At 73.3% G+C, this 26692-nt stretch carries 22 protein-coding genes, 1 pseudogene and 1 riboswitch; of the genes and pseudogenes, 12 read left to right on the top strand and 11 right to left on the bottom strand.

Features of this window, described 5'->3' with window-relative positions:
- Positions 1-88: 88 nt before the first annotated feature.
- From ACFXDJ_RS23745 to ACFXDJ_RS23755, 3 genes are all read right to left on the bottom strand, one after another.
- The gene (locus ACFXDJ_RS23745) at positions 89-868 is read right to left on the bottom strand and encodes an enoyl-CoA hydratase/isomerase family protein (protein WP_384654645.1); all 780 of its coding nucleotides are present in this window, start codon (positions 866-868) and stop codon (positions 89-91) included.
- Positions 869-1046: 178 nt separating this feature from the next.
- Positions 1047-1268, bottom strand: coding sequence for a helix-turn-helix domain-containing protein (locus tag ACFXDJ_RS23750; RefSeq protein ID WP_018518904.1), 222 nt, complete (start codon positions 1266-1268; stop codon positions 1047-1049).
- Positions 1269-1620: 352 nt separating this feature from the next.
- Positions 1621-3219, bottom strand: coding sequence for an ABC-F family ATP-binding cassette domain-containing protein (locus tag ACFXDJ_RS23755; protein ID WP_384654625.1), 1599 nt, complete (start codon positions 3217-3219; stop codon positions 1621-1623).
- A gap of 303 nt (positions 3220-3522) precedes the next feature.
- Between ACFXDJ_RS23755 and ACFXDJ_RS23760 the strand changes: the two genes are divergently transcribed.
- Entirely contained in the window at positions 3523-4413 is an 891-nt protein-coding gene (locus ACFXDJ_RS23760; protein ID WP_384654628.1) for a neutral zinc metallopeptidase, read from the top strand.
- Positions 4414-4484: 71 nt separating this feature from the next.
- Positions 4485-4880, top strand: a complete 396-nt coding sequence (locus tag ACFXDJ_RS23765; protein WP_384654631.1) for a VOC family protein — start codon at positions 4485-4487, stop codon at positions 4878-4880.
- A gap of 40 nt (positions 4881-4920) precedes the next feature.
- Here ACFXDJ_RS23765 and ACFXDJ_RS23770 read toward each other — a convergent pair whose 3' ends face one another.
- Together ACFXDJ_RS23770 and ACFXDJ_RS23775 are read right to left on the bottom strand one after the other, a co-directional pair.
- The gene (locus tag ACFXDJ_RS23770) at positions 4921-6411 is read right to left on the bottom strand and encodes a hypothetical protein (RefSeq protein ID WP_384654633.1); all 1491 of its coding nucleotides are present in this window, start codon (positions 6409-6411) and stop codon (positions 4921-4923) included.
- A 153-nt stretch (positions 6412-6564) separates the two neighbouring features.
- Positions 6565-7704 carry an alpha/beta hydrolase family protein gene (locus ACFXDJ_RS23775; RefSeq protein ID WP_384654635.1) on the bottom strand — a complete coding sequence of 380 codons (1140 nt, stop codon included), beginning with the start codon at positions 7702-7704 and terminating at the stop codon, positions 6565-6567.
- Between the two features lie 308 nt (positions 7705-8012).
- Between ACFXDJ_RS23775 and ACFXDJ_RS23780 the strand changes: the two genes are divergently transcribed.
- From ACFXDJ_RS23780 to ACFXDJ_RS23810, 7 genes and pseudogenes are all read left to right on the top strand, one after another.
- A complete protein-coding gene (locus ACFXDJ_RS23780; RefSeq protein WP_384654638.1) occupies positions 8013-9284 on the top strand; it encodes an anion permease in 1272 nt (423 codons plus the stop codon).
- A 28-nt stretch (positions 9285-9312) separates the two neighbouring features.
- Positions 9313-9534 carry a hypothetical protein gene (locus ACFXDJ_RS23785; protein WP_330295740.1) on the top strand — a complete coding sequence of 74 codons (222 nt, stop codon included), beginning with the start codon at positions 9313-9315 and terminating at the stop codon, positions 9532-9534.
- Between the two features lie 147 nt (positions 9535-9681).
- Positions 9682-9845: riboswitch (cobalamin riboswitch) on the top strand.
- A 35-nt stretch (positions 9846-9880) separates the two neighbouring features.
- Positions 9881-10843, top strand: a complete 963-nt coding sequence (locus ACFXDJ_RS23790) for a cobalamin biosynthesis protein (RefSeq protein WP_384850244.1) — start codon at positions 9881-9883, stop codon at positions 10841-10843.
- Positions 10840-12632: pseudogene (locus ACFXDJ_RS23795) on the top strand (cobyric acid synthase). The gene ACFXDJ_RS23790 and the pseudogene ACFXDJ_RS23795 overlap by 4 nt, the downstream one beginning before the upstream one ends.
- Positions 12629-14719 (top strand): putative cobaltochelatase, encoded by a 2091-nt coding sequence (locus tag ACFXDJ_RS23800; RefSeq protein WP_384663815.1) that lies wholly within the window; start codon positions 12629-12631, stop codon positions 14717-14719. Before ACFXDJ_RS23795 ends, ACFXDJ_RS23800 begins: the two are co-directional and overlap by 4 nt.
- A complete protein-coding gene (cobO, locus tag ACFXDJ_RS23805; protein WP_053678569.1) occupies positions 14719-15318 on the top strand; it encodes a cob(I)yrinic acid a,c-diamide adenosyltransferase in 600 nt (199 codons plus the stop codon). Before ACFXDJ_RS23800 ends, cobO begins: the two co-directional genes overlap by 1 nt.
- An 11-nt stretch (positions 15319-15329) precedes the next feature.
- Positions 15330-16823, top strand: a complete 1494-nt coding sequence (locus tag ACFXDJ_RS23810; protein ID WP_384850263.1) for a cobyrinate a,c-diamide synthase — start codon at positions 15330-15332, stop codon at positions 16821-16823.
- A gap of 41 nt (positions 16824-16864) precedes the next feature.
- On the opposite strand, the gene ACFXDJ_RS23815 is transcribed toward ACFXDJ_RS23810, so the two are convergent.
- On the bottom strand, positions 16865-17635 hold the full coding sequence (locus ACFXDJ_RS23815) for a ZIP family metal transporter (protein WP_384659645.1): 771 nt from the start codon (positions 17633-17635) through the stop codon (positions 16865-16867).
- Between the two features lie 138 nt (positions 17636-17773).
- Between ACFXDJ_RS23815 and cobC the strand changes: the two genes are divergently transcribed.
- Together cobC and ACFXDJ_RS23825 are read left to right on the top strand one after the other, a co-directional pair.
- On the top strand, positions 17774-19207 hold the full coding sequence (cobC, locus tag ACFXDJ_RS23820) for an Rv2231c family pyridoxal phosphate-dependent protein CobC (RefSeq protein ID WP_384659643.1): 1434 nt from the start codon (positions 17774-17776) through the stop codon (positions 19205-19207).
- A 111-nt stretch (positions 19208-19318) separates the two neighbouring features.
- Positions 19319-20542, top strand: a complete 1224-nt coding sequence (locus ACFXDJ_RS23825) for a CapA family protein (protein WP_384659640.1) — start codon at positions 19319-19321, stop codon at positions 20540-20542.
- 16 nt (positions 20543-20558) lie between these two features.
- On the opposite strand, the gene ACFXDJ_RS23830 is transcribed toward ACFXDJ_RS23825, so the two are convergent.
- Positions 20559-21482, bottom strand: coding sequence for an SCO1860 family LAETG-anchored protein (locus ACFXDJ_RS23830; protein WP_384659638.1), 924 nt, complete (start codon positions 21480-21482; stop codon positions 20559-20561).
- Between the two features lie 275 nt (positions 21483-21757).
- Positions 21758-22867, bottom strand: coding sequence for an amidohydrolase family protein (locus ACFXDJ_RS23835; RefSeq protein WP_384659636.1), 1110 nt, complete (start codon positions 22865-22867; stop codon positions 21758-21760).
- Between the two features lie 97 nt (positions 22868-22964).
- Between ACFXDJ_RS23835 and ACFXDJ_RS23840 the strand changes: the two genes are divergently transcribed.
- Positions 22965-24050 carry a pyridoxal-phosphate-dependent aminotransferase family protein gene (locus ACFXDJ_RS23840; protein ID WP_384659634.1) on the top strand — a complete coding sequence of 362 codons (1086 nt, stop codon included), beginning with the start codon at positions 22965-22967 and terminating at the stop codon, positions 24048-24050.
- Between the two features lie 50 nt (positions 24051-24100).
- Here the strand turns inward: ACFXDJ_RS23840 and ACFXDJ_RS23845 are convergent, their stop codons facing one another.
- From ACFXDJ_RS23845 to ACFXDJ_RS23855, 3 genes are all read right to left on the bottom strand, one after another.
- On the bottom strand, positions 24101-25156 hold the full coding sequence (locus tag ACFXDJ_RS23845; protein WP_384659631.1) for an aminotransferase class V-fold PLP-dependent enzyme: 1056 nt from the start codon (positions 25154-25156) through the stop codon (positions 24101-24103).
- A gap of 134 nt (positions 25157-25290) precedes the next feature.
- Entirely contained in the window at positions 25291-26001 is a 711-nt protein-coding gene (locus ACFXDJ_RS23850) for a DsbA family oxidoreductase (protein ID WP_384659628.1), read from the bottom strand.
- Between the two features lie 58 nt (positions 26002-26059).
- Entirely contained in the window at positions 26060-26551 is a 492-nt protein-coding gene (locus ACFXDJ_RS23855) for a GNAT family N-acetyltransferase (protein ID WP_384659625.1), read from the bottom strand.
- Positions 26552-26692 lie beyond the last annotated feature (141 nt).

Genomic DNA, 26692 nt, shown 5'->3' on the forward strand with positions numbered 1-26692 from the left:
GCCGCCCCCCCCCGCCCCACCCCGGCGTGGTCTCTTACACCCCCCCCCCCGCCGGCGTTCGAGGCGCGGGTACCCGGGGAGTCCGCGGCTAGTCGGAGAGGCCCGCCAGGTCGCGCAGGCGACGCCCCTGGGCGGCTCGCTCCGCCGCGCGCTGGTCGTCGTACGTCCGGGCACCGGCTCCCTGGAGCAGCGCCTTCGTCTCGATCACGGCGTCCCGCGGCGGGGCCAGCAGCGCCGTGGTGAGGTCCTGGACCGCCGCCTCCAGTTCGTCCGCGGGGACGACCAGGTTGGCGAGGCCGATCCGTTCCGCCTCGTCCGCCTGTACGAAGCGGCCCGTCGCGCAGATTTCGAGCGCGCGGGCGTAGCCGACCAGGGCGGTCAGCGGCTGGGTGCCGGTGAGGTCGGGGACCAGGCCCAGACCGGTCTCACGCATGGCGAACTGCACGTCGTCCGCGACGACGCGCAGATCGCACGCGAGGGCAAGCTGGAAACCGGCACCGATCGCGTGCCCCTGTACGGCGGCCACGGAGATGATGTCGTTGCGCCGCCACCAGGTGAACGCCTCCTGGTACTCGGCGATGGTGGAGTCGAGCAGTTCGTCCGAACCGCGCGCCAGGTCAAGGAAGGACGGCTCGCCCTCGAAGCCTTCGGGCGTGAAGGCCTGCCGGTCGAGCCCTGCGGAGAAGGACTTCCCCTCGCCGCGCAGCACGACGACCCTCACAGTGCCCGGCAACGACCGTCCGGCCTCCGCCAACGCCCGCCAGAGCGCGGGGGATTGAGCGTTTCGCTTGGCCGGATTGGTCAGTGTCACCGTGGCTACCGTGTCGTCGACGGTGAGCCGTACGCCGTCCTTGTCGAGCAGAGCCATCTCTATGCCTCCGGTGGGGCTGTGCGGTCGGTCGGCCGGATTGCCAGCCTAAGTGACTGCACAGTAACCACCCAGCCGACCGTGAAGCCGACCGGGGGTCACCGAAGACGGTGGAACTGAAACCGGAACTACAAGTGGAACCACAACTGGAACTACAAGTGGAACGTGGATCCGATGGTCAGGCCGTAGCCGCCTTCTTGCCGCGCGTCGCGCCACCGCGACCGCGCAGCGTGACTCCGGATTCGCTGAGCATCCGGTGGACGAATCCGTAGGACCGGCCAGTCTCTTCGGCCAGCGCCCGGATACTCGCACCGGAGTCGTACTTCTTCTTCAGGTCTGCCGCGAGCTTGTCGCGCGCGGCGCCGGTTACCCGGCTGCCCTTCTTCAGAGTTTCGGCCACCCGTGCCTCCTCATGGGAAGTGCGCTCTGGACTTCTCATGATCACCCCTCCCCGGCTTCCTGGCCACCCATTCAGCAAGGTCGGTACGGCGGCATTTCTCGCGCGGTGGACGCCCGAGCAGAACGGAATCTTCTCTTCCGCTGCATGACCTCCGTCACATTTCCGCTCCCCCGGGATGAATCGCCAGGTCAGGGGCCAGAGCGCGAAAACGAAAGACCCCGGTCCCGCATCCGTACGGATGCGGCCGGGGCCGTATTCGAGCGCGGAACGGTATGAGACCGTCTCACTCAGATGATGGATCACGCCTGAGCCGAATGATCCATAAGCAACTGGATCAACCTGCGGAAGCGGATCAGGCGAGCGCCACGAGGTCCCGGTAGTCCGGGCCCCAGAGGTCCTCGACGCCGTCCGGGAGCAGGATGATCCGCTCCGGCTCCAGCGCCTCCACCGCGCCCTCGTCGTGCGTGACGAGGATGACGGCGCCCTTGTACGTGCGCAGCGCGCCCAGGATCTCCTCGCGGCTCGCCGGGTCGAGGTTGTTCGTGGGCTCGTCGAGCAGCAGCACGTTCGCCGAGGAGACGACCAGCGTCGCCAGCGCGAGGCGGGTCTTCTCGCCACCGGACAGGACGCCCGCGGGCTTGTCCACGTCGTCACCGGAGAAGAGGAACGAGCCGAGCGTCTTGCGGACGGCGACCAGGTCCAGGTCCGGCGCCGAGGAGCGCATGTTCTCCAGGACCGAGCGCTCCGGGTCCAGGGTCTCGTGCTCCTGGGCGTAGTAGCCGAGCTTGAGGCCGTGGCCGGGGACCACCGAGCCGGTGTCGGGCTTCTCTGTGCCCGACAGCAGGCGCAGCAGCGTGGTCTTGCCGGCGCCGTTGAGGCCGAGGATGACCACGCGCGAGCCCTTGTCGATGGCCAGGTCGACGTCGGTGAAGATCTCCAGCGAGCCGTAGGACTTCGACAGGCCCTCGGCGGTCAGCGGGGTCTTGCCGCAGGGCGCCGGGTCCGGGAAGCGCAGCTTGGCGACCTTGTCGGAGACGCGGACGGCCTCCAGGCCGGCGAGCAGCCGGTCGGCGCGCTTGGCCATGTTCTGCGCGGCGACCGTCTTGGTGGCCTTGGCGCGCATCTTGTCGGCCTGCGAGTTCAGCGCCGCGGCCTTCTTCTCGGCGTTCTGGCGCTCGCGCTTGCGGCGCTTCTCGTCGGCCTCGCGCTGCTGCTGGTAGAGCTTCCAGCCCATGTTGTAGACGTCGATCTGGGCGCGGTTGGCGTCCAGGTAGAAGACCTTGTTGACGACCGTCTCGACCAGGTCGACATCGTGGGAGATCACGATGAACCCGCCGCGGTAGTTCTTCAGGTAGTCGCGCAGCCAGACGATCGAGTCGGCGTCGAGGTGGTTGGTCGGCTCGTCGAGGAGGAGGGTGTCGGCGTCCGAGAAGAGGATCCGGGCCAGCTCCACGCGGCGGCGCTGACCGCCGGAGAGGGTGTGCAGCGGCTGGCCGAGCACCCGGTCGGGCAGGCCGAGGGCGGCCGAGATGGTCGCGGCCTCCGACTCGGCGGAGTACCCGCCCTTGGTGAGGAACTCGGTCTCCTGGCGCTCGTACTGGCGCATCGCCTTCTCGCGGGTGGCGCCGGAGCCGGTGGAAATGCGCTCCTCGTTCATCCGCATCTTCTTGAGCAGGACGTCGAGGCCGCGCGCGGAGAGGATCCGGTCGCTGGCCAGGACGTCGAGGTCGCCGGTGCGGGGGTCCTGCGGGAGGTAGCCGACCTCGCCGGAGCGGGCGATGCTGCCGGCGGCCGGCGTTCCCTCGCCCGCGAGGCACTTGGTGAGGGTGGTCTTTCCGGCTCCGTTGCGGCCGACGAGACCGACGCGGTCGCCCTTGGCGATACGGAAGGACGCGTTCTCGATGAGGATGCGGGCGCCGGCGCGCAGCTCGATGCCGGTGGCGGTGATCACGGAAATACTCCAGGGCGGGGTGGGGACGGCGGAAGGGGGGCAGGACGCGATGCTTCGACGCCGCTAATCCGCGAGGAGATTTGCCATGGGAGTCATTCTACCGGGGGTGCGCAACCACTTTCGGGCCCGTCCGCCCCGGCGCACGCCGATCCACCGGCCACCCGGGCCCGCTCCCCCGCGTCCCCCGTTCGGCCCATCGGGTGCGGCTCCCGGCCGGGCGGCGTATCAGGATGAGCACGTTGGTACTCGCCGCAGGGCCGGACACGTGGCCGCCCTGGCTTCACGAATAGAGGGCGGTGCGGGATGCAGTTCGACGACAACGCCAATCTGGACACTTCCGAGGTCACGGATGTCCGCGGCAGCCGCATCCCGGGCGGGAAGGCCACCATCGGCGGCGGCATCGTGGGGTTCATCGCACTGCTCCTGGGCCTGTTCTTCGGGGTCGGCCCGGAGCAGCTGGGCCTGTCCGACGGGAGCCCGCAGCCGGTGTCCACCTCCTCCTCCGTCGCCCAGGTGCAGCAGACCTGCAAGACCGGGCAGGACGCGAACGCGCGGGAGGACTGCCGGCTGGTGGCCGTGATCAACAGCACCCAGGACTTCTGGAAGCAGGAGTTCGCCAGGCGGGGCGCCCAGTACACCCCGGCGAAGACCGTGTTCTTCACCGGGAAGGTGAACACCGCCTGCGGGGCGGCCAGCTCGGCCGTCGGCCCCTTCTACTGCCCCGGTGACCGGCAGGTCTACCTGGACCTGGGCTTCTTCAACGAGCTGCGCAGCAAGTTCGGCGCGAGCGGCGGCCCCTTCGCCCAGGCCTACGTGGTCGCCCACGAGTACGGGCACCACATCCAGAACCTGACCGGCACCCTGCAGAAGGCCCAGGACGGGCGGCAGGGCGCGAACAGCAACGCGGTCCGGGTCGAGCTCCAGGCCGACTGCTACGCCGGGGTGTGGGCGCACAACGCGACGAAGACCCCGGACGAGTCCACCGGCAAGCCGCTGATCACCAGCCTGAGCGACCAGGACATCAAGGACGGCCTGGACGCGGCGGCCGCGGTCGGAGACGACCGGATCCAGGAGAAGTTCCAGGGCCGGGTGACCCCGGAGTCCTGGACGCACGGTTCGGCCGAGCAGCGCCAGCAGTGGTTCTACCAGGGCTACCGCACGGGCGACATGGCCCAGTGCAACACCTTCCGCTGACTGTCAGTGGTGCCTGCCATGCTGTGATGCGGGTCACCCGGCACCCACGACAGCAAGAGGGAGTGATCGTCATGGCAGGCGTTCCGTCCATCTATCCGACACTGCTCTACACCGACGCCAAGGCTGCGATCCGGCAGCTCACGGAGGCGTTCGGCTTCACCCAGGTCGCCGCCTACGAGGGGGACGGAGGGGTCGTGCAGCACGCGGAGCTGTCCTACGGGAACGGCATGGTGATGCTGGGCAGCAAGGGCCGCGGCGGGGCCTTCGACGCGGCGATGACCAGCGGCGGCCCGACCGGGGTGTACGTGGTCGTCGACGACGTGGACGCCCACCACCGGCGTGCCGTCGAGCACGACGTGGAGATCCTGATGCCGCCCACCGACCAGGACTACGGCGGGCGGGACTACATGGCCCGGGACGCCGAGGGCAACGTCTGGAGCTTCGGGACGTACGCGCCGCAGGCCTGAACCGCGACGCGCACGCCCGGCACGATCCGGAAGGGACGGCCTAGCCGCCGGTGTGCACCTGGAAGGCGGCCCGACGGACCGCCTTGGCCAGGGCCGGGTCGGGGTGGGCGGCGGCCAGCGCGACCAGCACCTGCACCGTCCGGGGATGACCGACCGCGCGGACCTCGTCCAGCAGCCGCGGGACCGTGGTCCGCACGGCCGAGTCCAGGTGGCGGGCGAGCAGCTCGGCTTCGCCGTGGTCGGCGATGGCCGCCGCCGTGTCCACCCAGAGCCAGGTCTGCTCCTCGGGGGTGAGCACGTCCTGCGCCTCGTCGGGGTCGACCCCGTCGTGCTCGGCGAGCCAGAGCAGGGCGTAGGGCCGCAGGGCCGCCTCGCGGGAGGCGGCGCGCACCTCGGACTCGGCCGGGGCTCCGACCACGCGCAGCGCGTCAAAGGCGAGCCCGCGCAGCAGGGCGTCCTCGCCACGGGCGGCGAGCAGCAGCTCGGAGACGGCGTGGCCGACGGGCCGGGCGGCCAGCCAGGCCTGGTACTCGGCGCGGGCCGGGCCCGGAGTGAGCCGCGCACAGCCGCGGAGCATGGCGGCGGCGGACTGCTCGATGTTCCCGGCCGGGCTCTGCGCGGCGACGCAGATCTGCTCCAGCTTGACCCAGACGGCCCAGCTCCCGAGCGGGGTGAGGGTGGCCTGGGCGGGACCGAGGGTGACGGCGTCGACGGCCGCGAGGCCGCCGAGCGCCCAGCGCAGCAGCCGGGCGAGCGGTACGGGGGACGCGGCCTGCGCGGGGCCCGCCTGCGCGGGATCTGCCTGCGCGGGATCTGCCTGCGCGGGATCGGAGGCGCCCTGCTCGGGGTCGCCCTGCTCGGAACCGTCCGCGTGCGCGGTGGCCTCGTAGGGGACCTCGCACCGCTCGTCGCGCAGTTCGTCGACGCGCTGCCCGAGCAGGTCCAGCAGGTCGGGGACGGTCACGGGACCGGCGGAGAGCTGGAGCAGGGAGAGCAGCTGGGGCATGGCCTCGACGACCTCGGCGACGGCCGCGGGGGCGATGTCGGCGGGGGCGGGGTGGACCAGCGACCAGGCGTCGAAGAGGGCGACCCAGCCGCGCAGCACGGCGGTGTCGTCCCGGTCCCAGGCGCGCAGGCGCCAGCCCGGCCGGGCATGGCCTCCGTGCACCTCGACCAGACCCGCCAGCCGGGAGCGGTCCCAGCCGACCCGGATCTGGCCGTGCGTCAGGCGCAGCTGTGCGGCGGCGCGTTCGACGTCGGCGGCGGGCAGCGCGCCCGCCGGAGCGGGCCTGCCGCCGTCCCCGGCGCCGAGGTTCAGCTCGGCCCAGCGGGCCAGCCGTACGGCGTCGGCGAGCGAGGCGCGGGCTCTGTTCGCCAGGTCGGCCGTGGCGGGGGTACCCGCCGGAGGCCTGGGGACGGTCCGGGTTCGCCGGTCGGTCACCTCTTTGCGGGCTGCGCCCGCGGACCTCGGGTAGACGAGTCGGAGTCTGGAGTCGCGAGCCAACTGCTCATCAGGCTTTCGGGACGTCACGTGAGCAGTCTCGCCCGTCACCGGCCGAAAGCCCAAACGGAACCGGCCATTGCCATAAGCCACCGGCGGGACAGACCGGGACAACCCGCCCTCCTCGTCCCTCCCGGCACCCATTCTTGGGAAAACACGTCGGACGGTCCGTCACATCGGGCCTCACATAAGAGGGGTCAGGAAGCGGCGCAGCGCCTCCTCGTATCCGGCCGGGTCGGCGTTCCACATCGCCCCGTGCGCGGCTTCGCGGACGGGCCGCAGCGTCACCAGATCCGGGCGGGCGGCGGCGAGCCGGCGGGAGGGCTCCCAGGGCGCGAGGGTGTCGTCGGGGCCGTGGAAGATCAGGACGGGGACCCGCAGCGCGGCCGGATCCGATCCCGGGGCCCGCCGGTCGGCGCGCAGCCCCGCCCGGCCCTCGGCGGCCTTGGCCGCGAGCGGAAGCAGCGCGGCCGGGGTGCGGCGCGCCGCGGCGAGGGCGCGCAGGGTGGCGTGCCAGTCCAGGACGGGAGAGTCGAGCACCAGCCCGGAGATCCGGTCGGCCAGCGCCGAGCGCTCGGCCGCGTGCAGGGCCATGGTGGCGCCGGTGGACCAGCCGTGCAGGACGACCCGGCGGGCTCCGTAGCGCAGGGCGTAGCGGATGGCGGCGTCGAGATCGCGCCATTCGGACTCGCCGAGGTGGCCGAGGCCGTCCGGGGACTCGGGGGCTCCGAGGTCGCCGCGGTAGCCGAGGTCCAGGACGGGCATCCGCTGGCGGTGGAGGAAGGGCATCACCACCATCGGGTGCTCACGGGTCGCGCCGAGCCCGTGCACGGTGATCACCCAGGTGTCGCGGGCGGCGGGCACGAACCACGCGGGCAGCGCGCCGAGCTCGCCCGGAACGTCCACGTCGGCGTGGTCCAGCCCGAGGGCGGTGCTCGGATTGCCCAGGTGGACCTGGGGAGTCATGGTGACGCGAGTGCCGGGTTCGAGGCTGCCGTGGGTGACGGCGACGAGCCTGCGCACCACGGTGTCGGGGCCGTGCGGGGCGTCGGGAAGGACGGGCCCGACCACGGCGTGCACCCCGGGCGCGGTCAGCCCGTAGGTGCCGGGGCACAGGGAGGCCAGCGACCGGGTCAGCTCGACCCGGCCGGCGGCCGTGGAGTGGACGCTGAGCCGGGGGCTGCCCGGGAGCGGGCGGCCGGGCTCGGTCCGCAGGGCGGCGTCGGCGGCGTACCGCCCGGCGAGGGCGGCGGCGGTTACGGCCGCGCCGGCGCCCAGGAGAGTCGTGGTGACGGCCGCTGCCGTCGCTGTGGCGGTACGCACCGCTCCAGTGTCGAGGCGGATGCGGCGGCGGGCCACCGGAGGGGAGGTGCGGGAGCGGCTCGCCGGAGGGTGATCTGGGTCTCTTCCGGATTCCGTTTGCGCGCCGGCCCGTACCGGAAGTCCCGCCCCGGAGCGGGCCCGGACCCGCCCGTGACGTGCGTCAATCGATGGATCCGCGGCGTTACCGGGACGAAGGTCCCGATCGGGTCTCGGGTCGATACACCGTACGACCCCCGTCAGTTCACCTTCCGTTCATTCAGGTTGCCTACGGTCCACGAACCACTGACGTCAAACAGAAGCCTGGGTAAATGGAGCACATAACGCTTCTCCTCGGGATCGTGATCATCACCGCTCTCGTGTTCGATTTCACGAACGGTTTTCACGACACGGCCAACGCGATGGCCACCACCATCTCGACCGGCGCCCTCAAGCCCAAGACCGCGGTGGCCATGTCCGCCGTGCTCAACCTCGTCGGCGCTTTCATGTCCGTGGAGGTCGCCAAGACGATCTCCAAGGGCCTGGTCAACGAGGAAGGCATCCAGCCGGAGGTCATCTTCGCCGCCCTGGTCGGCGCGATCCTCTGGAACCTCGTCACCTGGCTGGTCGGACTGCCCTCCAGCTCCTCGCACGCCCTGATGGGCGGCCTGATCGGTGCCGCGGTCGCTTCGGCCGGCCTGGGCGCGGTCAACGGCAGCGTCGTCGTCACCAAGGTGCTGATCCCCGCGGTCGCCGCTCCGATCGTCGCCGGCGTCGCCGCGTACCTGGCCGCGAAGGTCACGTACAAGGTCGGCAAGGGCATGGGCGAGAAGACCTCGGCCAAGGGCTTCCGCGCCGGCCAGATCGCCTCCGCCGGGCTCGTCTCGCTGGCGCACGGCACCAACGACGCTCAGAAGACGATGGGCATCATCACCCTGGCGCTCGTCGCCGGCGGTGCCATCGCCCCCGGCTCCAACCCGCCGGTCTGGGTCATCGTCTCCGCCGGCATGGCCATCGCGATGGGCACCTACCTGGGCGGCTGGCGCATCATCCGCACCATGGGCAGCGGCCTGACCGACCTGCAGCCGCAGCAGGGCTTCGCCGCCCAGACCTCGGCCGCCAGCGTCATCCTGGCCTCCTCGCACCTCGGCTTCTCCCTCTCCACCACGCACGCGTGCTCCGGCGCCGTGATGGGCTCGGGTCTGGGACGCAAGGGCGGTGTGGTCCGCTGGTCCACCGCCACCCGCATGTTCATCGCGTGGGGCCTGACCCTGCCGGCCGCGGCCCTGGTCGCTTCCGGTGCCGAGCTGGTCATGCGCACCGGTGACATCGGCGTCGTCGCCGTCGCGCTCTTCCTGGTCGCCTCCTGCGTCGCCATCTGGTTCATCTCGCGCCGCCAGGTCGTCGACCACACCAACGTCAACGAGGTCGCCCCGGCCGGCGCCGAGGAGCCGGGCGTGGTCACCACGGCCATGGCCGCCGTCGCCGTCCCGCCGGTCGCGGGCACCGCCGCCGGCACCACCGCCGCGGTGACGGACGAGGCCCTGAAGGCCACCATCCCGGCCGCCCCCGCGACCCCCGCGGCTCCGGCCGCCGCGGTCTGACCCCGAGAACGACAGAGGAATCCGCAGCATGAAGATCGACTGGGCAGCACTCGGCTCCGTCTTCGGGGTCAGCCTCACCGCCACCGTCGTCCTCGTGACCCTGTTCACCCTGGGTCTGATGGGCCTCTCCAAGCACGAGGCCGCCACCGAGCAGGGCGGCGCCGCCACCCTGGCCCGTACCGGCGCCTACGCCTGCTTCGCGCTCTGCGCGGCGGCCGTGAGCTACGGGATCTACCTGATCGTCGCCTGAGACGCCGGGCCCCGTGTTGAAGGCTCCCTCCGGGTTCACCCCGGGGGGAGCTTTCGCGTGCCCGCCCCCTGCCTCGCCGCCGCCCCGGACCCGTCCCGCACCCGTCCCGGCCCACCCGTCTCCACCACCCCACAGCAGGTCAACGGCGAGTTGACGGGCCTTCGCGGTGCGTGGTGGACTGCCCGAGCCAATACGGCGGCATGGAGAGGAAGTCCGGTGCGAATCCGGCGCGGTCCCGCCACTGTCACCGGAGCACTCAAGCCGAGTGCGACCGGGAGCCAGGAACTCTCGCCGCCGGACACGTCGAACCAGGGCGCGGACCCTGAGTGAGGACATACCTGCCACCATGCGTGCCGATCGCGTCTTCGCGTACGGCGCCACGGCCGGCCTGATCGGCGACCGGATCCTCGGGGATCCGCGCCGAGGGCACCCCGTGGCCGCCTTCGGACGAGCCGCCGCCACGGTCGAACGCGCCCTGTGGCGCGACGACCGCGCCCGCGGCGCCCTGCACACCCTGGTCTGCGCCGGGGGCGCGGCCGCCATCGGCGCGCTGGGCGCCCGCGCCGTGCGCTCCCGGCCCGCGGCTGCCCGCATAGCCCTGACCGCCGCCGCCACCTGGGCCGTCGTGGGCGGCACTTCCCTGGGCCGCGAAGCCCGCGCCATCGGCGGGGCGCTCGCCGCCGGAGACGCCGAGACGGCCCGCGAGCGGCTGCCGCACCTGTGCGGGCGCGACCCCCAGGCCCTGGACGAACAGCAGATGGCCCGCGCCGTGGTGGAGTCGGTCGCCGAGAACACCTCCGACGCGGTGGTCGGAGCCCTGGTGTGGGGCGCCGTCGGCGGCGTCCCCGGACTGCTGGCCTTCCGCGCCGTGAACACCCTGGACGCGATGGTCGGCCACAAGTCCCCCCGCTACCTGCGCTACGGCTGGGCCTCGGCCCGGCTCGACGACCTCGCGGGCTGGCCGGGCGCCCGGCTGACGGCCCTGGCCGCCGTACTGGCCGGCCCCGACCGGCGGGGAGCCGTACGGGCCTGGCGCGCGGACGCCGCCAAACACCCGAGCCCGAACGCGGGGCCGGTGGAATCCTCGTTCGCCGGGGCGCTCGGCGTCCGGCTGGGCGGGACCCTGGCCTACGGGGGGCGGGTCGAGCACCGGGCGGTGCTCAACGGCGAGGAGGGGCGGCCGGTGGAGGTCGCCGACATCGAGCGGGCGGTCCGGCTGTCGCGGCAGGTGACTTGGGTGGCGCTGGGGGCCTGTGTGGCCGCCCGGACGCTGATCTCCCGTACGAAGAGGAAGGGGCGGCGCGCATGAGCGGCGGCGCGAAGCGCGGCGGGGGGCTCCTCGTCGCCGGTACGACATCGGACGCGGGCAAGAGCGTGGTCACGGCGGGCATCTGCCGGTGGCTGGCGCGCAGCGGGGTGAAAGTGGCCCCGTTCAAGGCGCAGAACATGTCCCTGAACTCCTTCGTGACGCGCGAAGGCGCGGAGATCGGCCGGGCGCAGGCCATGCAGGCGCAGGCCGCGCGCGTGGAGCCGACCGCGCTGATGAACCCGGTGCTGCTCAAGCCGGGCAGCGACCGCAGCAGCCAGGTGGTGTTGCTGGGCAAGCCGGTGGGCGAGATGAGCGCCCGCGGTTTCTTCGGGGGGTCCGGGGGGTCGTCCCCCGGGAAGGCGCTGCACGGGGGACGTCAGGAGCAGTTGCTCGGCATCGTGACGGACTGCCTTGAGCAGTTGCGGGGCACGTATGACGCCGTGATCTGCGAGGGGGCGGGCAGCCCGGCCGAGATCAACCTGCGGCGCACCGACATCGTGAACATGGGCATCGCGCGGGCCGCGCGGTTCCCGGTGGTCGTGGTCGGCGACATCGACCGGGGCGGGGTCTTCGCCTCGTTCTTCGGCACCACGGCGCTCCTGTCGCCCGAGGACCAGTCGCTGATCGCGGGCTACCTGGTCAACAAGTTCCGCGGCGACGTCTCCCTGCTGGAGCCCGGCATGGAGATGCTGCGGGGCCTGACGGGGCGGGCGACGTACGGGGTGCTGCCCTTCCAGCACGGTCTGGGCATCGACGAGGAGGACGGCCTGCGGGTCTCCCTGCGGGGTGCGGTACGGGAATCCGTGGTCGCCCCGCCCGTCGGCGAGGACGTGCTGCGGGTCGCGGTGTGCGCGGTCCCGCTGATGTCGAACTTCACGGACGTGGACGCGCTCGCGGCGGAGCCGGGGGTGGTGGTGCGGTTCGTGGACCGGGCCGAGGAACTGGCCGACGCGGACCTGGTCGTCGTACCGGGTACTCGGGGGACGGTCAAGGCGCTGGCGTGGCTGCGAGAGCGGGGGCTCGCGGACGCCCTGGCCCGGCGGGCCGCCGAGGGGCGGCCGGTGCTGGGCATCTGCGGCGGGTTCCAGGTGCTGGGCGAACGGATCGAGGACGAGGTCGAGTCGAAGGCCGGTTCCGTGCCGGGGCTCGGGCTGCTGCCGGTGCGCGTGCGCTTCGAGCGGGAGAAGACCCTGGCGCGGCCGGTGGGTTCGGCGCTGGGCGAGTCGGTCGAGGGCTACGAGATCCACCACGGCGTGGCCGAAGTCCTGGGCGGGACCCCCTTCCTGGACGGCTGCCGGGTCGGGGAGGTGTGGGGCACCCACTGGCACGGCTCGCTGGAGTCGGACGGCTTCCGCCGGGCGTTCCTCCGGGAGGTCGCCTCGGCGGCGGGCCGGCGCTTCGTTCCGGCTCCGGACACGTCGTTCGCCTCGCTGCGTGAGGAACAGCTGGACCTGCTGGGCGATTTGATCGAGGAGCACGCGGACACGGATGGTCTGATGCGCCTGATCGAAGGCGGGGCCCCGGCGGGCCTTCCGTTCCTCCCCCCGGGCGCGCCGTGACGGAGACCCTGCGGGGCCCGTCCCCTACCCGCCCTTCCACCGTTCCCCGGGCTCTGCCCGGACCCGCGCCTCAAACGCCGGCGAGGCTTGAATTGCGCTGCGCGCAATCCAGCCCGCCGGGCCAGATCCAGCCCCGCCGGCGTTTGAGGCGCGGGGTCCGGGGCAGCGCCCCGGCAGCGGCGCCGCAGACGACAACGGTCCGCACCTTCGAAGGAGTGAGCAACACGTGAGTACGCCCTACCCGTTCACCGCACTGGTCGGTCAAACCGACTTGCGCCTCGCGCTGCTGCTCAACGCCGTGAGCCCCGCGGTCGGCGGCGTACTCGTGCGCGGCGAGAAGGGGACGGCCAAGTCCACGGCCGTCCGCGCCCTGTCGGCCCTGCTGCCACAGGTCGAGGTGGTCCCCGGCTGCCGGTTCAGCTGCGCGCCCACCGCCCCGGACCCCGTCTGCCCCGACGGCCCCCACGAGAACGGTCCCGCCGCCGCCCGGCCCGCCCGCATGGTGGAGCTGCCCGTCGGCGCCTCCGAGGACCGCCTCGTCGGCGCCCTCGACATCGAACGCGCCCTCGCCGAAGGCGTGAAGGCCTTCGAACCCGGCCTGCTGGCCGACGCGCACCGCGGGATCCTGTACGTCGACGAGGTCAATCTGCTCCACGACCACCTCATCGACCTCCTCCTCGACGCCGCCGCGATGGGCGCCTCCTACGTCGAGCGCGAGGGCGTCTCCGTCCGGCACGCCGCCCGCTTCCTCCTCGTCGGCACGATGAACCCCGAGGAGGGCGAGCTCCGCCCGCAGCTCCTCGACCGGTTCGGGCTGACCGTCGAGGTCGCCGCCTCCCGCGAGCCCGTCCAGCGGGTCGAGGTCGTGCGCCGCCGGCTCGCGTACGAGGACGATCCGGCGGGCTTCGCCGGCCGCTGGGCCGGGGACGAGAGCGAGGTCCGCGCCCGGGTCGTGGCCGCGCGCGCCCTGCTGCCGAAGGTCGTCCTCGGCGACACCTCGCTGCTGCAGATCGCCGCGACCTGCGCCGGTTTCGAGGTCGACGGCATGCGCGCCGACATCGTGATGGCCCGGACCGCGACCGCGCTCGCCGCCTGGGCCGGGCGGACCGAGGTGCGCAAGGAGGACGTGCGCCAGGCCGCCCTGCTCGCGCTCCCCCACCGCCGCCGCCGCAACCCCTTCGACGCGCCGGGCCTCGACGAGGAGAAGCTGGACCGGATCCTGGACGGGTTCCCCGACGACGAGCCGGACCACGAGCCCGAGCCGGATCCGCAGGGCCCGGGCGAAGGCCCGCAGGACGACGGCCCCGACGGCGGGGGCGGCGTACCCCCGCAGGGCTCGGGACCCGACACGCCCGAGGCGGAGGCGGAGGCGGAGGCGGAGCGGCAGCCGGAGCCCGAGGCCCCGGAGGCGCCCGAGCCGCAGCCCTCCGGCCAGGGCGCCGACGCGGCCGAGCAGGCCGCCGTACGGGCCTCCGAGCCGTTCCGCACCAAGATGCTCAGCGTCCCGGGGCTCGGCGAGGGGGCGTCCGGCCGCCGCTCGCGCGCCCGTACCGCGCACGGGCGCACCACCGGCGCCCAGCGCCCCCGGGGCCAGCTGACGAAGCTGCACCTGGCGGCGACCGTCCAGGCGGCCGCCCCGCACCAGAAGGCGCGCGGGCGCGCCGGGCGCGGCCTGGTGATCCGCAAGGACGATCTGCGGCAGGCGACGCGCGAGGGCCGCGAGGGCAACCTCGTCCTGTTCGTGGTCGACGCCTCCGGCTCCATGGCCGCCCGGCAGCGCATGAGCGCGGTCAAGGGAGCGGTGCTCTCGCTGCTGCTCGACGCCTACCAGCGCCGCGACAAGGTCGGTCTGATCACCTTCCGCGGCTCCACCGCCGAGCTGGCCCTGCCGCCCACCTCCTCCGTCGACTCCGCCGCCGCCCGGCTGGAGAAGCTGCCGACGGGCGGGCGCACCCCCCTCGCCGCCGGGCTGCTCAAGGCCCGTGAGGTGCTGCGGATCGAGCGGCTGCGGGACCCCAGCAGGCGGCCGCTGCTCGTGGTCGTCACCGACGGGCGGGCCACCTCGGCCGGCGGTGTCGGGGGCGACCCCCGTGAACTGTCCGGACGCAGTGCCCGGCTGCTGGCGGCCGAAGGGGTCGCCTCCGTGGTCGTGGACTGCGAGGCGGGACCGGTCCGGCTGGGGCTGGCCGGGGTACTGGCCACCGACCTGGGCGGCCCCGCCGTCACCCTCGACGGGCTGCGGGCCGACTCGCTGGCCGGGCTCGTGAAGAACGTACGTACCTCATCCCAGACCCAGACCATCAGGAGGGCCGCGTAATGCCTCAGGGACAGCCGTCCGTCGTTCCGGACGACGGACTCACGACGCGTCAGCGCCGCAACCGCCCGCTCGTCTTCGTCCACACCGGACCGGGCAAGGGCAAGTCGACGGCGGCCTTCGGCCTGGCGCTGCGCGCCTGGAACCAGGGCTGGCCGATCGGGGTGTTCCAGTTCGTCAAGTCGGCGAAGTGGAAGGTCGGCGAGGAGAACGCGCTGAAGGTGCTCGGCGCCTCCGGCGAGGGCGGTTCGGTCGTCTGGCACAAGATGGGCGAGGGCTGGTCCTGGGTCCAGCGCGACGCGCAGCTCGACAACGAGCAGGCCGCCAAGGAGGGCTGGGAGCAGGTCAAGCGCGACCTGGCCGCCGAGACGCACCGGCTGTACGTGCTGGACGAGTTCGCGTACCCGATGCACTGGGGCTGGATCGACGTGGACGAGGTCATCGAGGTGCTGCGGAACCGTCCCGGCACCCAGCACGTGGTGATCACCGGCCGCAACGCGCCGGAGAAGCTGGTGGAGTTCGCGGATCTGGTCACCGAGATGACCAAGGTCAAGCACCCGATGGACGCCGGCCAGAAGGGCCAGAAGGGCATCGAGTGGTGACCTCGTTCAACATGCCGCGGCTCGTCATCGCCGCGCCGTCCTCCGGGAGCGGCAAGACCACCGTGGCCACGGGCCTGATGGCGGCCTTCTCGGAGCGCGGCCTCGCCGTGTCCCCGCACAAGGCCGGGCCCGACTACATCGACCCGGGCTACCACGCGCTGGCCACCGGCCGGCCGGGGCGCAACCTGGATTCCTTCATGTGCGGGCCGGAGCTGGTCGCTCCGCTGTTCGCGCACGGCTCGGCCGGATGCGATCTGGCCGTCGTCGAAGGGGTCATGGGCCTCTACGACGGGGCGGCGGGGCGGGGTGAGCTGGCGTCCACGGCGCAGGTGGCGAAGCTGCTGCGGGCGCCGGTGGTGCTGGTCGTCGACGCGTCCTCGCAGTCGCGGTCGGTGGCGGCGCTGGTCCACGGCTTCGCCTCGTTCGACCCTCAGGTGCGGCTGGGGGGCGTGATCCTGAACAAGGTCGGCTCAGACCGGCACGAGGTGATGCTCCGGGAGGCGCTGGAGGAGGCCGGGATGCCGGTCCTCGGCGTCCTGAGGCGGGCTCCGCAGGTGGCTGCCCCTTCCCGTCACCTGGGTCTGGTCCCGGTGGCCGAACGCCGCCGCGACGCGGTCGCCTCTGTCGCGGCGCTGGCGGAGCAGGTCCGCCAGGGCTGCGACCTGGACGCGCTGATGGCCCTGGCACGGACCGCTCCGCCATTGGCCTGCGAAGCCTGGGCTCCGTACGAGGCTCTGTTCCCCCACCCCGCCCCTTCCCGAAACTGGGGCTCCGCCCCAGACCCCGCGCCTCAATCGCCGGCGGGGCTGGATATTGCCGCTGCGCGGCATCTTTCAGCCCGTCCGGCGTTTGAGGACCGGGTCCGGGCAGAGCCCGGTTTCGGGAAGGGGCGGGGTGGGGGACCTGTCATCGCCGTCGCCGGAGGGGCCGCGTTCACGTTCTCGTACGCCGAGCACTCGGAGCTGCTGCAAGCAACCGGCGCGGAGGTGGTCACCTTCGACCCCCTGAGGGACACCGCGCTGCCCGACGGAACCACCGGCCTGGTGATCGGCGGCGGGTTCCCCGAGGTGTACGCCCCCGAGCTGTCCGCCAACGAGCCGCTCCGCAAGGCCGTCGCGGCGTTCGCCGCAGCCGGTGGCCCGGTGGCCGCCGAATGCGCCGGGCTGCTGTACCTCGCCCGTTCGCTGGACGGGAAGCCCATGTGCGGGGTGCTCGACGCCGACGCGCGGATGTCGGAGCGGCTCACGCTCGGGTACCGCGAGGCGGTGGCGGTGTCCGACAGCGTCCTCGCACCGGCCGGCACCCGGCTGCGCGGGCACGAGTTCCACCGGACGGTGATCGAGCCGGGCGCCGGCACCGCGCCCGCGTGGGGGTTCACGCATCCGGAACGCCGGGTCGAGGGCTTCGTGGAGCGCGGCGTGCACGCCAGCTACCTGCACACCCACTGGGCGGCGGAGCCGTCCGTGGCCCTGCGGTTCGCCGAAGCCGCGGCAGCGCACCGGTGAGTGGAAGACCCTCGTCAGGGCCGGTCCGGCCCCCGCTGCGGTCAGTCCGCGAGACCCACCACCAGCCAGATCCCGGCCACCCCGCCCACGGTGCACATCAGCGTGGACAGGGCGGGGTGCTTGTGGTGGGCCTCGGGCAGGATCTCGGCGGCGGCCAGGTAGAGCAGGACCCCGCCGAAGAATCCGAGGTACGCACCGAGCGGTTCCTCCGGAAGGGTGAACAGCAACGTGGACGCGGCGCCCACGACGGGGGCCACGGCGTCCGCGAACAGCATGATCAGCGCCTTGCGGCGGGCGTTCCCGTACAGCCGGGTGAGCGTGTACGTGTTGAACCCGTCGGCGAAGTCGTGGGTGACGACGGCCAGCGCCACGGCCACGCCCATCCCGCCGCCGACCTGGAACGCGGCGCCGAGGGCCACCCCGTCGGCGAGGCTGTGGCCGACCATGGCGGCGGCCGCGGTCAGGCCGACCTGGGGGACCCGTTCTCCGTGGTCGCCGTGCCCGTGGCCGTGCCCCTCGGCGTCCAGGTCCCCGTTCTTGCCTCCGTGGGAGGCCTGGCGGACGGCCAGCAGGCGTTCGACGCAGTGCGCGACCAGGAACCCGCCGACGAAGAGCAGCAGGGCGAGCGGGACCCCGAACACCTCGCCGCCCGCGGCATGCATGGCCTCCGGCAGCAGGTCGAGGCCCACGACGCCGAGCATCAGCCCGCCGGCAAGGCCCAGCACGAGGTGGCGGCGGTCGGTGACGCGCTGCGCCGTCCATCCGCCTGCCAGGGTCATCAGGAACGCGCCCAACGCCACGATCACGGCCATGTTCCCTTGCATACCGACTCCTCGCCGCCCGCGCACTTCCGCGCCCGGGTGGCGGACCACGGGCGGTTGACGAACACCAAAACCCCGACAAGCCCGACGAGCACGACGAGCACGACGACTGAAACCGACTGAGACCGAATGGAACGGGTGAACCTGGTGGGCGAGTACACGACGCAGCTTGTGGTCGGGGTCGGCGGCCGCGCGGGGGTGTCCGTGGCCGAGGTCTGCGCGCTGGTGGAGGAGACCCTGCGCGGTGCCGGGCTGTCGGCGAAGGCCGTGACGGCGCTGGCCACGGTGGAGGCGAAGGCGGTGGAGGCGGGGATCGCGGGCGCGGCGGAACGTTTCGGCGTGCCGCTGCTCAGCTATCCCGCCGACCGGCTGGCCGGGATCGCCGTGCCGCACCCCTCGGACACGGCCCGCGAGGCCGCCGGCACCCCGTCGGTGGCCGAGGCCGCCGCCCTGGCGGGGGGCGGGGAGCTCCTCGTACCCAAGCGCCGGTCGGTGGCGGCGACCTGCGCGGTCGCGACGGCCCACACGCACGACCTGCGCCACCACGGGGACGCGGAGGTGGCGGACGCGGGCGCGGCGCTGGTGGACCTGGCCGTGAACGTACGGGCGCACACGCCCCCGCAGTGGCTGAAGGACCGGATCGCGGCTTCGCTCGACGCCCTTTCCGCCTATCCCGACGGCCGCCGGGCCCGCGCGGCGGTGGCCCTGCGCCACGGGTTGCCGGTCGAGCGGGTGCTGCTGACGGCGGGGGCCGCGGAGGCCTTCGTGCTGATCGCGCGGGCCCTGGGCTGCGTACGGCCGGTGGTGGTGCACCCGCAGTTCACCGAGCCGGAGGCGGCCCTGCGCGACGCGGGCCACCAGGTGGAACGGGTCCTGCTGCGCGCGGCGGACGGCTTCCGCCTCGACCCGGCGGCGGTGCCGGAGGAGGCCGACCTCGTGGTGGTCGGGAACCCGACCAACCCGACCTCGGTCCTGCACCCGGCGGCCACCCTGGCGGCGCTGGCCCGGCCCGGCCGGATCCTGGTGGTGGACGAGGCGTTCATGGACGCGGTCCCGGGCGAGCGGGAGGCGCTGGCCGGGCGGACGGACATACCGGGGCTGGTGGTGCTGCGGAGCCTGACCAAGACCTGGGGGCTGGCCGGGCTGCGCATCGGCTACGTGCTGGCCGAGCCCGCGGTCATCGCGAAGCTGGCGGCGGCGCAGCCGCTGTGGCCGGTCTCCACGCCGGCGCTGGTGGCGGCCGAGGCCTGCGTGGCTCCGGCGGCGCTGGCCGAGGCGGAGGCCGCGGCCCGGCAGATCGCGGTGGACCGGGAGCACCTGCTCGCCGGGCTCGCGGAGTTCGAGGAGATCTCGGTGGCGGGCGTGGCGGAGGGCCCGTTCGTACTGATCCGGATCGAGGGCGCGATGGAGGTCCGCACCCGGCTGCGCGCGCTGGGCTTCGCCGCCCGCCGCGGGGACACCTTCCCGGGCCTGGACCGCTCCTGGCTGCGCCTGGCGGTCCGCGACCGCGCGACGACGGGCCGGCTCCTCCAGGCCCTGGACATCGCACTGACCGCCCGCTGAGCGCGCCGCATCACCCGGACGGCCGTATTCGCGGGGGCGGGAGTGGTCGCGGGATCCGGGGTGCGCGAGTATTTCCGGAGGAAATGATCATGTGAGCCGGGGGGTACGGGGATGAAGACAGCGGGGAAAATAGGCGTGGCCGCGGCGGGACTGGCCGTCGTGGGAGGCGCGGCGTTCGGCATACCGAACCTGGTCGGCAAGGACGGCACCGGCAAGGCCTCCGCCGAGCAGCGGCTCCGAGCGAAGCCGGGATCAGGCGCGAGCTCCACACCGGCCGCCAGCGCCCCCGCCGGCGCGAAGCCGTTCACGCTCGTCGGGACCGGCGACATCATCCCGTACCCGTCGATCGTCCAGCGGGCCGCCGACGACTCCGCGGAGCGGGGCGGCTACGACTTCCGGAAGATACTCGCCGGGGTCAAGCCCATCGTCTCCGCCGCCGACCTGGCGATATGCCACCACGAGATACCGTACGGCCGGCCCGGCGGCCCCTACACCGGATATCCCCTCTTCAAGGCCCCGCACCAACTGGCCGACGCCCTCAAGGACGCCGGGTACGACAGTTGCTCCACCGCCTCGAACCACACCCTGGACGACGGGTACGACGGTCTCGTCCGCGTCCTGGACAACCTCGACCGCGTCGGCGTCCGCCACGTGGGCTCGGCCCGCAGCGCCGAGGAGGCGAAGGCCCCGGCCCTGCTCGAAGCCGGCGGCGCCAAGGTCGCTCAGCTGGACTACACGTACGGGACGAACGGCGTCCCGCTCCCCTCCGGCAAGCCCTGGGCCGTGAACCTGATCGACCAGAACCGGATCATCGACGACGCCCGCGCCGCGCGCGCGGCCGGCGCGAACGTCGTCGTCCTCAGCGTCCACTGGGGCTCCGAGTGGCAGACGGCGCCCGACGAGCAGCAGCTGAAACTGGCTCAGGCGCTGACCGCCTCGCGCGGGGCGGACGGCCTCCCCGACATCGATCTGATCCTGGGCACGCACAACCACGTGCCGCAGCCCTACGAGAAGATCAACGGCACCTGGGTCGTGTACGGCATGGGCGACCAGGTGGCCAGCTTCTACGAGGCCGAGAAGGCCCGCGGCAACATGTCCTCGATCCCCCGCTTCACCTTCACCCCCTCGGCCGCCCATCCGGGCCGGTGGGAGGTGACCAAGGCCGAGTACCTCACGCAGTACTCGGACATGCGGCCGCCGTTCCGCGTCGTCTGCGCCTCCTGCGACTCCACCGGATCCGCCGACGCCACGTACACCGCCGTGGACCGCGAGGTCACCGAGGCCGTGATGTCGCGCGGCGCCGCCGAGCAGGGTCTGACGCGGGCCGTCAAGTAGCCGAGCGGCAAAGGGGCTACGAGGCCCTGCCGCGCCGGGTCGCGACCAGCGCGGCGGCGCCGAAGCCGAGCAGGATCAGCGCCCCGCCCGTGACGTACGGGGTGAGGGAACCGCCGCCGGTCTCGGCGAGGTTGGCCTCGGTGCCGGTTCCGGTGCCGGTTCCGCCCGAGGTCTGCGAGGTCCCCGTCTGGGGCTTGATGTCGGGGGTCTGCGAGGGGCTGGGGCCGGCACCGACCGGGGAGTCGCAGTGCGCTTCGGCGAGCACGATCTCGCCCTCCACCTGCGCCACGTTCAGATCGAGCGGGTTCACGGACACCTTGAGCCTCAGCGCGGTCGCGGCGGCCGTGGAGGAGGTGGTCCCGGCGGCGGAGAGCTCCAGGCTGACCAGGCCGACCTTGGGGACCTCGACCTTGGTGGGCCCGCTCGCCGCAACGGTGATCTTCTTGCCGAGGACGGTCACCGCACCGGGGACGGCGGAACTGGCCACCGGCTTCTTGCCCGCCTCGCAGACGGCCTTGGAGGTGACCTTCTCCACCTCGATCAGGGCGAGCGCCGGCAGTCCCGGCACGTGCACCCGGGCCTTGGCCAGGTTGGCCTCCGCCTGGGCGCGGTGCCCGTCGGCGGTGGCCATGGAAGTGGCGACGTCGGCGCGCAGCACGCTCACCGGCGCTCCGCCCTCGACCCCGTCGAGCGTGACGGTCAGCGCGGTCTTCGTCGCGTCCGCCGGGGCGGTGACCTCGTTGAGGGTCGCCTTCAGCGGGACGTGCACGGTCTTGTTGAGCAGGCCCACGTCCAGTCCGGCGCGCAGGACGACGGCGCCGGCCTTTCCTTCGCCGGAGCCGTGCTGCCCGGTGGCGAAGGCGGGCGGGGCGGCGAGGAGGGCTACCGCTCCCGTGGCGAGGAGCGCGGCCACGGGCATGCGGAAGGTGTTGCTGTTCAAGGTGGTGGAACCCCCAGGGAGATGGGAGCCGTCGCGCCGCCAATGGGGGACATTGCGCGCGCCGACGGCCTCGACCCCGGAATCTTTACGCACTGAGAGTGAACGGGTGCCAACCCGGCGTGAGTTCACCCCAAAGGGTGGTTTCCACGCATAGGTTCGAATAAATACGCCCCATCCGGAACGGCAGTTCCCTCCCGTCACGGCCGGTGCGCACCTCGCGCCCCCGAAAGGCATCTCTAACGACCGGGCGGCCGCCCGCGTCACGCGCGGTCAACTCAGGCGACCACGTTGCCGTTCACCACCACCCGCAGCGGCTGCGCCAGCGCCCGTACGTCGGCCCGCGGATCGCTCGCGTAGACCACCAGGTCGGCCGGCGCCCCCTCGGTCAGGCCGGGCCTGCCGAGCCACTCGCGCGCCCCCCAAGTCGTCGCCGAGAGGGCCTCCAGCGGCGGGATCCCGGCCTTGACCAGCTCTGCCACCTCGGCGGCGACCAGGCCGTGCGGCAGGGAACCTCCCGCGTCCGTGCCCACGTAGACCCCGATGCCGGCGTCGTGGGCGGCCCGGACGGTGTCGTAGCGGCGCTCGTGCAGTCGGCGCATGTGCGCCGCCCAGCCGGGGAACTTGGCTTCGCCGCCCGCCGCCATCTTCGGGAAGGTGGCGATGTTCACGAGGGTCGGGACGATCGCGACCCCGCGCTCCGCGAACAGCGGGATCGTGTCCTCGGTGAGCCCGGTGGCGTGTTCCACGCAGTCGATGCCCGCCTCGACCAGGTCGCGCAGGGAGTCCTCGGCGAAGCAGTGGGCGGTGACCCGGGCGCCGAGCCGGTGGGCTTCGGCGATGGCCGCCTCCACCTCGGCGCGCGGCCAGCAGGCGGTCAGGTCCCCCACCTCGCGGTCGATCCAGTCGCCGACCAGCTTGACCCAGCCGTCGCCGCGCCGGGCCTCGCGGGCGACGTACTCGACCAGGTCGGCCGGCTCGATCTCGTGGGCGAAGTTGCGGATGTAGCGGCGGCTGCGGGCGATGTGCCGGCCTGCCCGGATGACCTTCGGCAGGTCCTCGCGGTCGTCGATCCAGCGGGTGTCGGACGGGGATCCGGCATCGCGGATGAGGAGGGTGCCGGCGTCGCGGTCGGCCAGGGCCTGGCGTTCGGCGGTCCGCGCGTCCACGGGTCCGTGGGCGTCGAGTCCCACGTGACAGTGCGCGTCGACCAGCCCGGGGAGCACCCAGCCGGACACCTCGGTGATCTCGCCGGGCCCGCGCGGGCGCTCGTAGGAGACGCGCCCGCCGATCACCCACAGCTCGTCGCGCACCTCCTCGGGCCCGACCAGCACCCGCCCCTTCACGTGCAGCACAACACCGGGGTCACCTTTGACGTCGTCGCTCATGTCGGCACTGTACGTGCGTGATCGGTAGGCTCTCCAGGTCGCTCCGGACGATTCCGGACAACCCGAGACAACCGATTCGGACGAAGAGAGCACCACCGTGAGCCACCCCCTCCTGGACCTTCCGCCCCTGACCGCCGCGCGGTTCGCGTCGATCGAGCGGGGCGTCGCGGAGCTGCTCGGCACCCGGGCCGACGTGGTGATCACGCAGGGCGAGGCGCTGCTCCCCCTGGAGGGGTGCATCCGCTCCGGCGCGCGGCCCGGTTCCACCGCGCTGAACATCGTGACCGGCCCCTACGGCACCACCTTCGGCAACTGGCTGCGCGACTGCGGGGCCACCGTCGTGGACCTCGCGGTCCCCTTCGACACCGCCGTCACGGGCGCGCAGGTGGCGGACGCCCTGGCGGCGCACCCGGAGATCGACTTCGTCTCGCTGGTGCACGCGGAGGCGGCCACCGGGAACACGAACCCGGTGGCGGAGATCGGCGAGGCCGTACGGGCCCACGGGGCGCTGTTCATGCTGGACGCGGTGGCCTCGGTGGGCGCGGAACCGCTGCTGCCGGACGAGTGGGGCGTGGACCTGTGCGTGATCGGCGCGCAGAAGGCGATGGGCGGACCGGCGGGCGTCTCGGCCGTGTCGGTCTCGGACCGGGCGTGGGCCCGCTTCGCCGCGAACCCCGCCGCCCCGAGGCGCTCGTACCTCTCCCTCCTCGACTGGAAGGAGCGCTGGATCGACGGCGGGCGCAAGGCGCTGCCGCACGCGCCGGCGCAGCTGGAGATGCTGGCGCTGGAGGCCTGCCTGGACCGCATCGCGGCCGAGCGCCTGCCCGCCGTGACGGCCCGCCACGCGGCCGCTGCGGCGGCGACCCGCGCGGGCGCGGTGGCGCTGGGCATCGCCCCGTACGTGGCCCAGGACGCGGCGGCCGCCCCCGTGGCCACCACCCTGCGGGTCCCGGAGGCCTCCCTGGTGGCGGCGAAGGCCCTGGCGGCGGACCCGGCGGTCCCCCTCGTGGCGGGCGGCGGCGCCCTGGCCCAGGAGATGGTCCGGGTCAACCACTACGGGCCGGCGGCCTCCCTGGAAACCGTCCGGTCCTGCCTGGTGGCCCTGGCCGCGGCCCTGTCCCTGGACCCGGCCGCGGGCCTCGCGGCAGCCGGGGCGGCCTGGTCGGCGGCGCCGTCCGCCTGACGGACGGCCTTCAAGGCCTCAGGACCTCAGGACCTCAGGACCTCAGGACCTCACGAGAGCAGGTCCAGCAGCCGGTCCACGTCCGCCTCCGTGTTGTAGAGGTGGAAGGAGGCCCGCAGGTTGCCCGCGCGGGCGGCCGTGGCGATGCCCGCGGCGAGCAGGGCGGGCTGGCGGTCGGCCAGTCCCGGGACCGAGACGATCGGGGCGTCGCCGGGGACCGGTTCGTGGCCCAGCCGGGCGAGGCCGGCGCGGTAGCGGGCGGCCAGGGCGGTGTCGTGGGCATGGACGGCTTCGATGCCGATCCGCTCCAGCAGGGCCAGCGAGGGTTCGGCGGCGTGGTAGCCGAGGAAGGCCGGGGACTCGTCGAAGCGGCGCGCTCCGTGGGCCAGTTCGGTCATCGGGCCGTAGGTGGAGTCCCACATCGACTCGGCCGCCACCCAGCCTGCGTGCAACGGGGTCAGCGTGGACTGGGCTTCCTCCGAGACCGTGAGGTACGAGACCCCGCGCGCGCCCAGCAGCCACTTGTACCCGGCGGTGACCGTGTACTCGTACGGCGAGGCGTCGAACGGCAGCCAGCCCGCCGCCTGCGTGGCGTCGACCAGCATGCGCGCCCCGTGGGCGTCGGTCGCGGCGCGTACGGCCGCCAGGTCCGCCGTACGCCCGTCGGCGGACTGTACGGCGCTCAGCGCGACCAGCGCGGTGTCCGGGCCGACGGCTTCGGCGATCGACTCCAGCGGGGCGAAGCGGACCTTGAGGTCGTCGCGCACCACGAAGGGATTGATGACGGAGGCGAAGTCGCCCTCGGGGCACAGGACTTCGGATCCGGCCGGGAGGGCGGCCGAGATCAGTCCGACGTGGGTGGCCACGGCGGAGCCGACGGCCACCCGATCCGGGGCCACCCCGACGAGGCGGGCGAAGGCGTCCCGGACCCGGTCCACCCGGCCGAAGTCGCCGAATCCGGCCGGGATTCCGGCCCCGGCGGCCTCGGCCAGGCTCCGCACCTCGGCGACGGCCACCCGCGGGAGGACGCCGCACGTGGCGGTGTTGAGGTAGGTGGTGGAGTGCGCGAACTCGGCGCGCACGGCTTCGGGCGGCAGGAGATCCATGGCTTCACTCTGCGCCAGGATCAACCCAAAGTCCATTGCCGGGTTTTGCGCGCTACACCAAAGGATTACTTATGCAGAACCGCCCGGGAGCGGCACCCGGAAGTGCCGCCCCGAAGCGCCGCCCCGAAGCGGTGTCAGTGCTGCGGCACCGCGCAGCTGCCGTCGGGCTCGCACACCTCGCCGTCGGGGGCGGCCGGGGTGAGGACCTCGCGCCCGGCCCATGCCTGCTCCAACGCCCGGGTGAAGACCTCGGCGGGCTGGCCGCCGGAGATTCCGTAGCGGCGGTCGAGCACGAAGAACGGTACGGCGCTCGCGCCCAGTTCGGCCGCTTCCCGCTCGTCGGCCCGCACCTCGGCGGCGTAGGCCGAGTCGTCGGCCAGGACCGTGCGGGCCTCCGCCTCGTCCAGCCCGGCCTCCACGGCGAGTTCGACCAGCGTCTCGGGGTCGAAGACGGAGCGCTCCTCGCCGAAGTTGGCGCGGTAGGCGAGGTCGAGCAGCTCCTCCTGGCGGCCGCGGGCGGCGGCCAGGTGCAGCAGGCGGTGGATGTCGAAGGTGTTGCCGTGGTCGCGGCCCTCGGTCCGGTACGTCAGCCCCTCGGCACGGGCGCTCGCCGCGACGTGCTCCTCCATGCCGCGGGCCTCGTCGAGGGTGCGGCCGTACTTCTTGGCGAGCATCTCCAGGACGGGGGCCACCTCACCCTTGGGCCCGTTCGGGTCGAGCTCGAAGGAGCGGAAGACGACCTCGATCTCGTCGCGGTGCGCGAACTCGGCCAGCCCCTTGGTGAAACGGGCCTTGCCGATGTAGCACCACGGGCAGGCGATGTCGCTCCAGATCTCGACGCGCATGTTCCTTCTTCTCTCCACGGAATCAACTGTTCCGGGTTCAACCAATCCCGGTCCGGTCTCATTCCCCGGACGGTTCCCCCACCGTGAGCCAGAGGATGCGGTGGGAACCGGCCTGGGCTCCGGCGGGGTCCGGGAGCCAGCCGTGGGTGGCGTAGAAGGCCTGGGCGCGGAGGTTGTGCTCGTAGACCTCCAGGCGGACCCTGCGGATGCCCGCGCGGCGCCAGGCGTCGAGGCAGGCCGCGTGCAGGGCGGCCCCGGTGCCCCGGCGCCAGTGGACGGGGTCCACGTGCAGCTGGGTCAGGGTGGTCTCGCCGCCGTCGGTGCGGAAGGCCGCGACCCCGGTGAGCTCCCCGTCCCGCTCGGCGCAGAGCACCCCGCCGTCGGTGCCGGTCCGGGTGACCGCCCGGGACCAGCCCTCGCGGGTGCGCGCCAGCTCGGCCGCGCCGCCGAAGCTCTCCTCGGGGATCCGGCCCCGGTAGTAGGTGGCACGGGCCCGGGTGTGGAGGGCGGCGATGGCGTCGAGGTCGGCGGGGTGCGCTGTCCGGATCATGGACAAGGAAACGCGCCGGGAACCCCGTCGGGGGGGGGGGGGGGGGGCGCGCCGCGGGGGCCCCCCCCCTGGGGGGCCCCCGTCCCCTGACGCGGGGGGCCGCGCAGGGGGGGGGGGCGCCGGGGCCGGGTTGTGGTGGGG

The organism is Streptomyces sp. NPDC059443, from assembly GCF_042750105.1.
GTDB lineage: Bacteria > Actinomycetota > Actinomycetes > Streptomycetales > Streptomycetaceae > Streptomyces.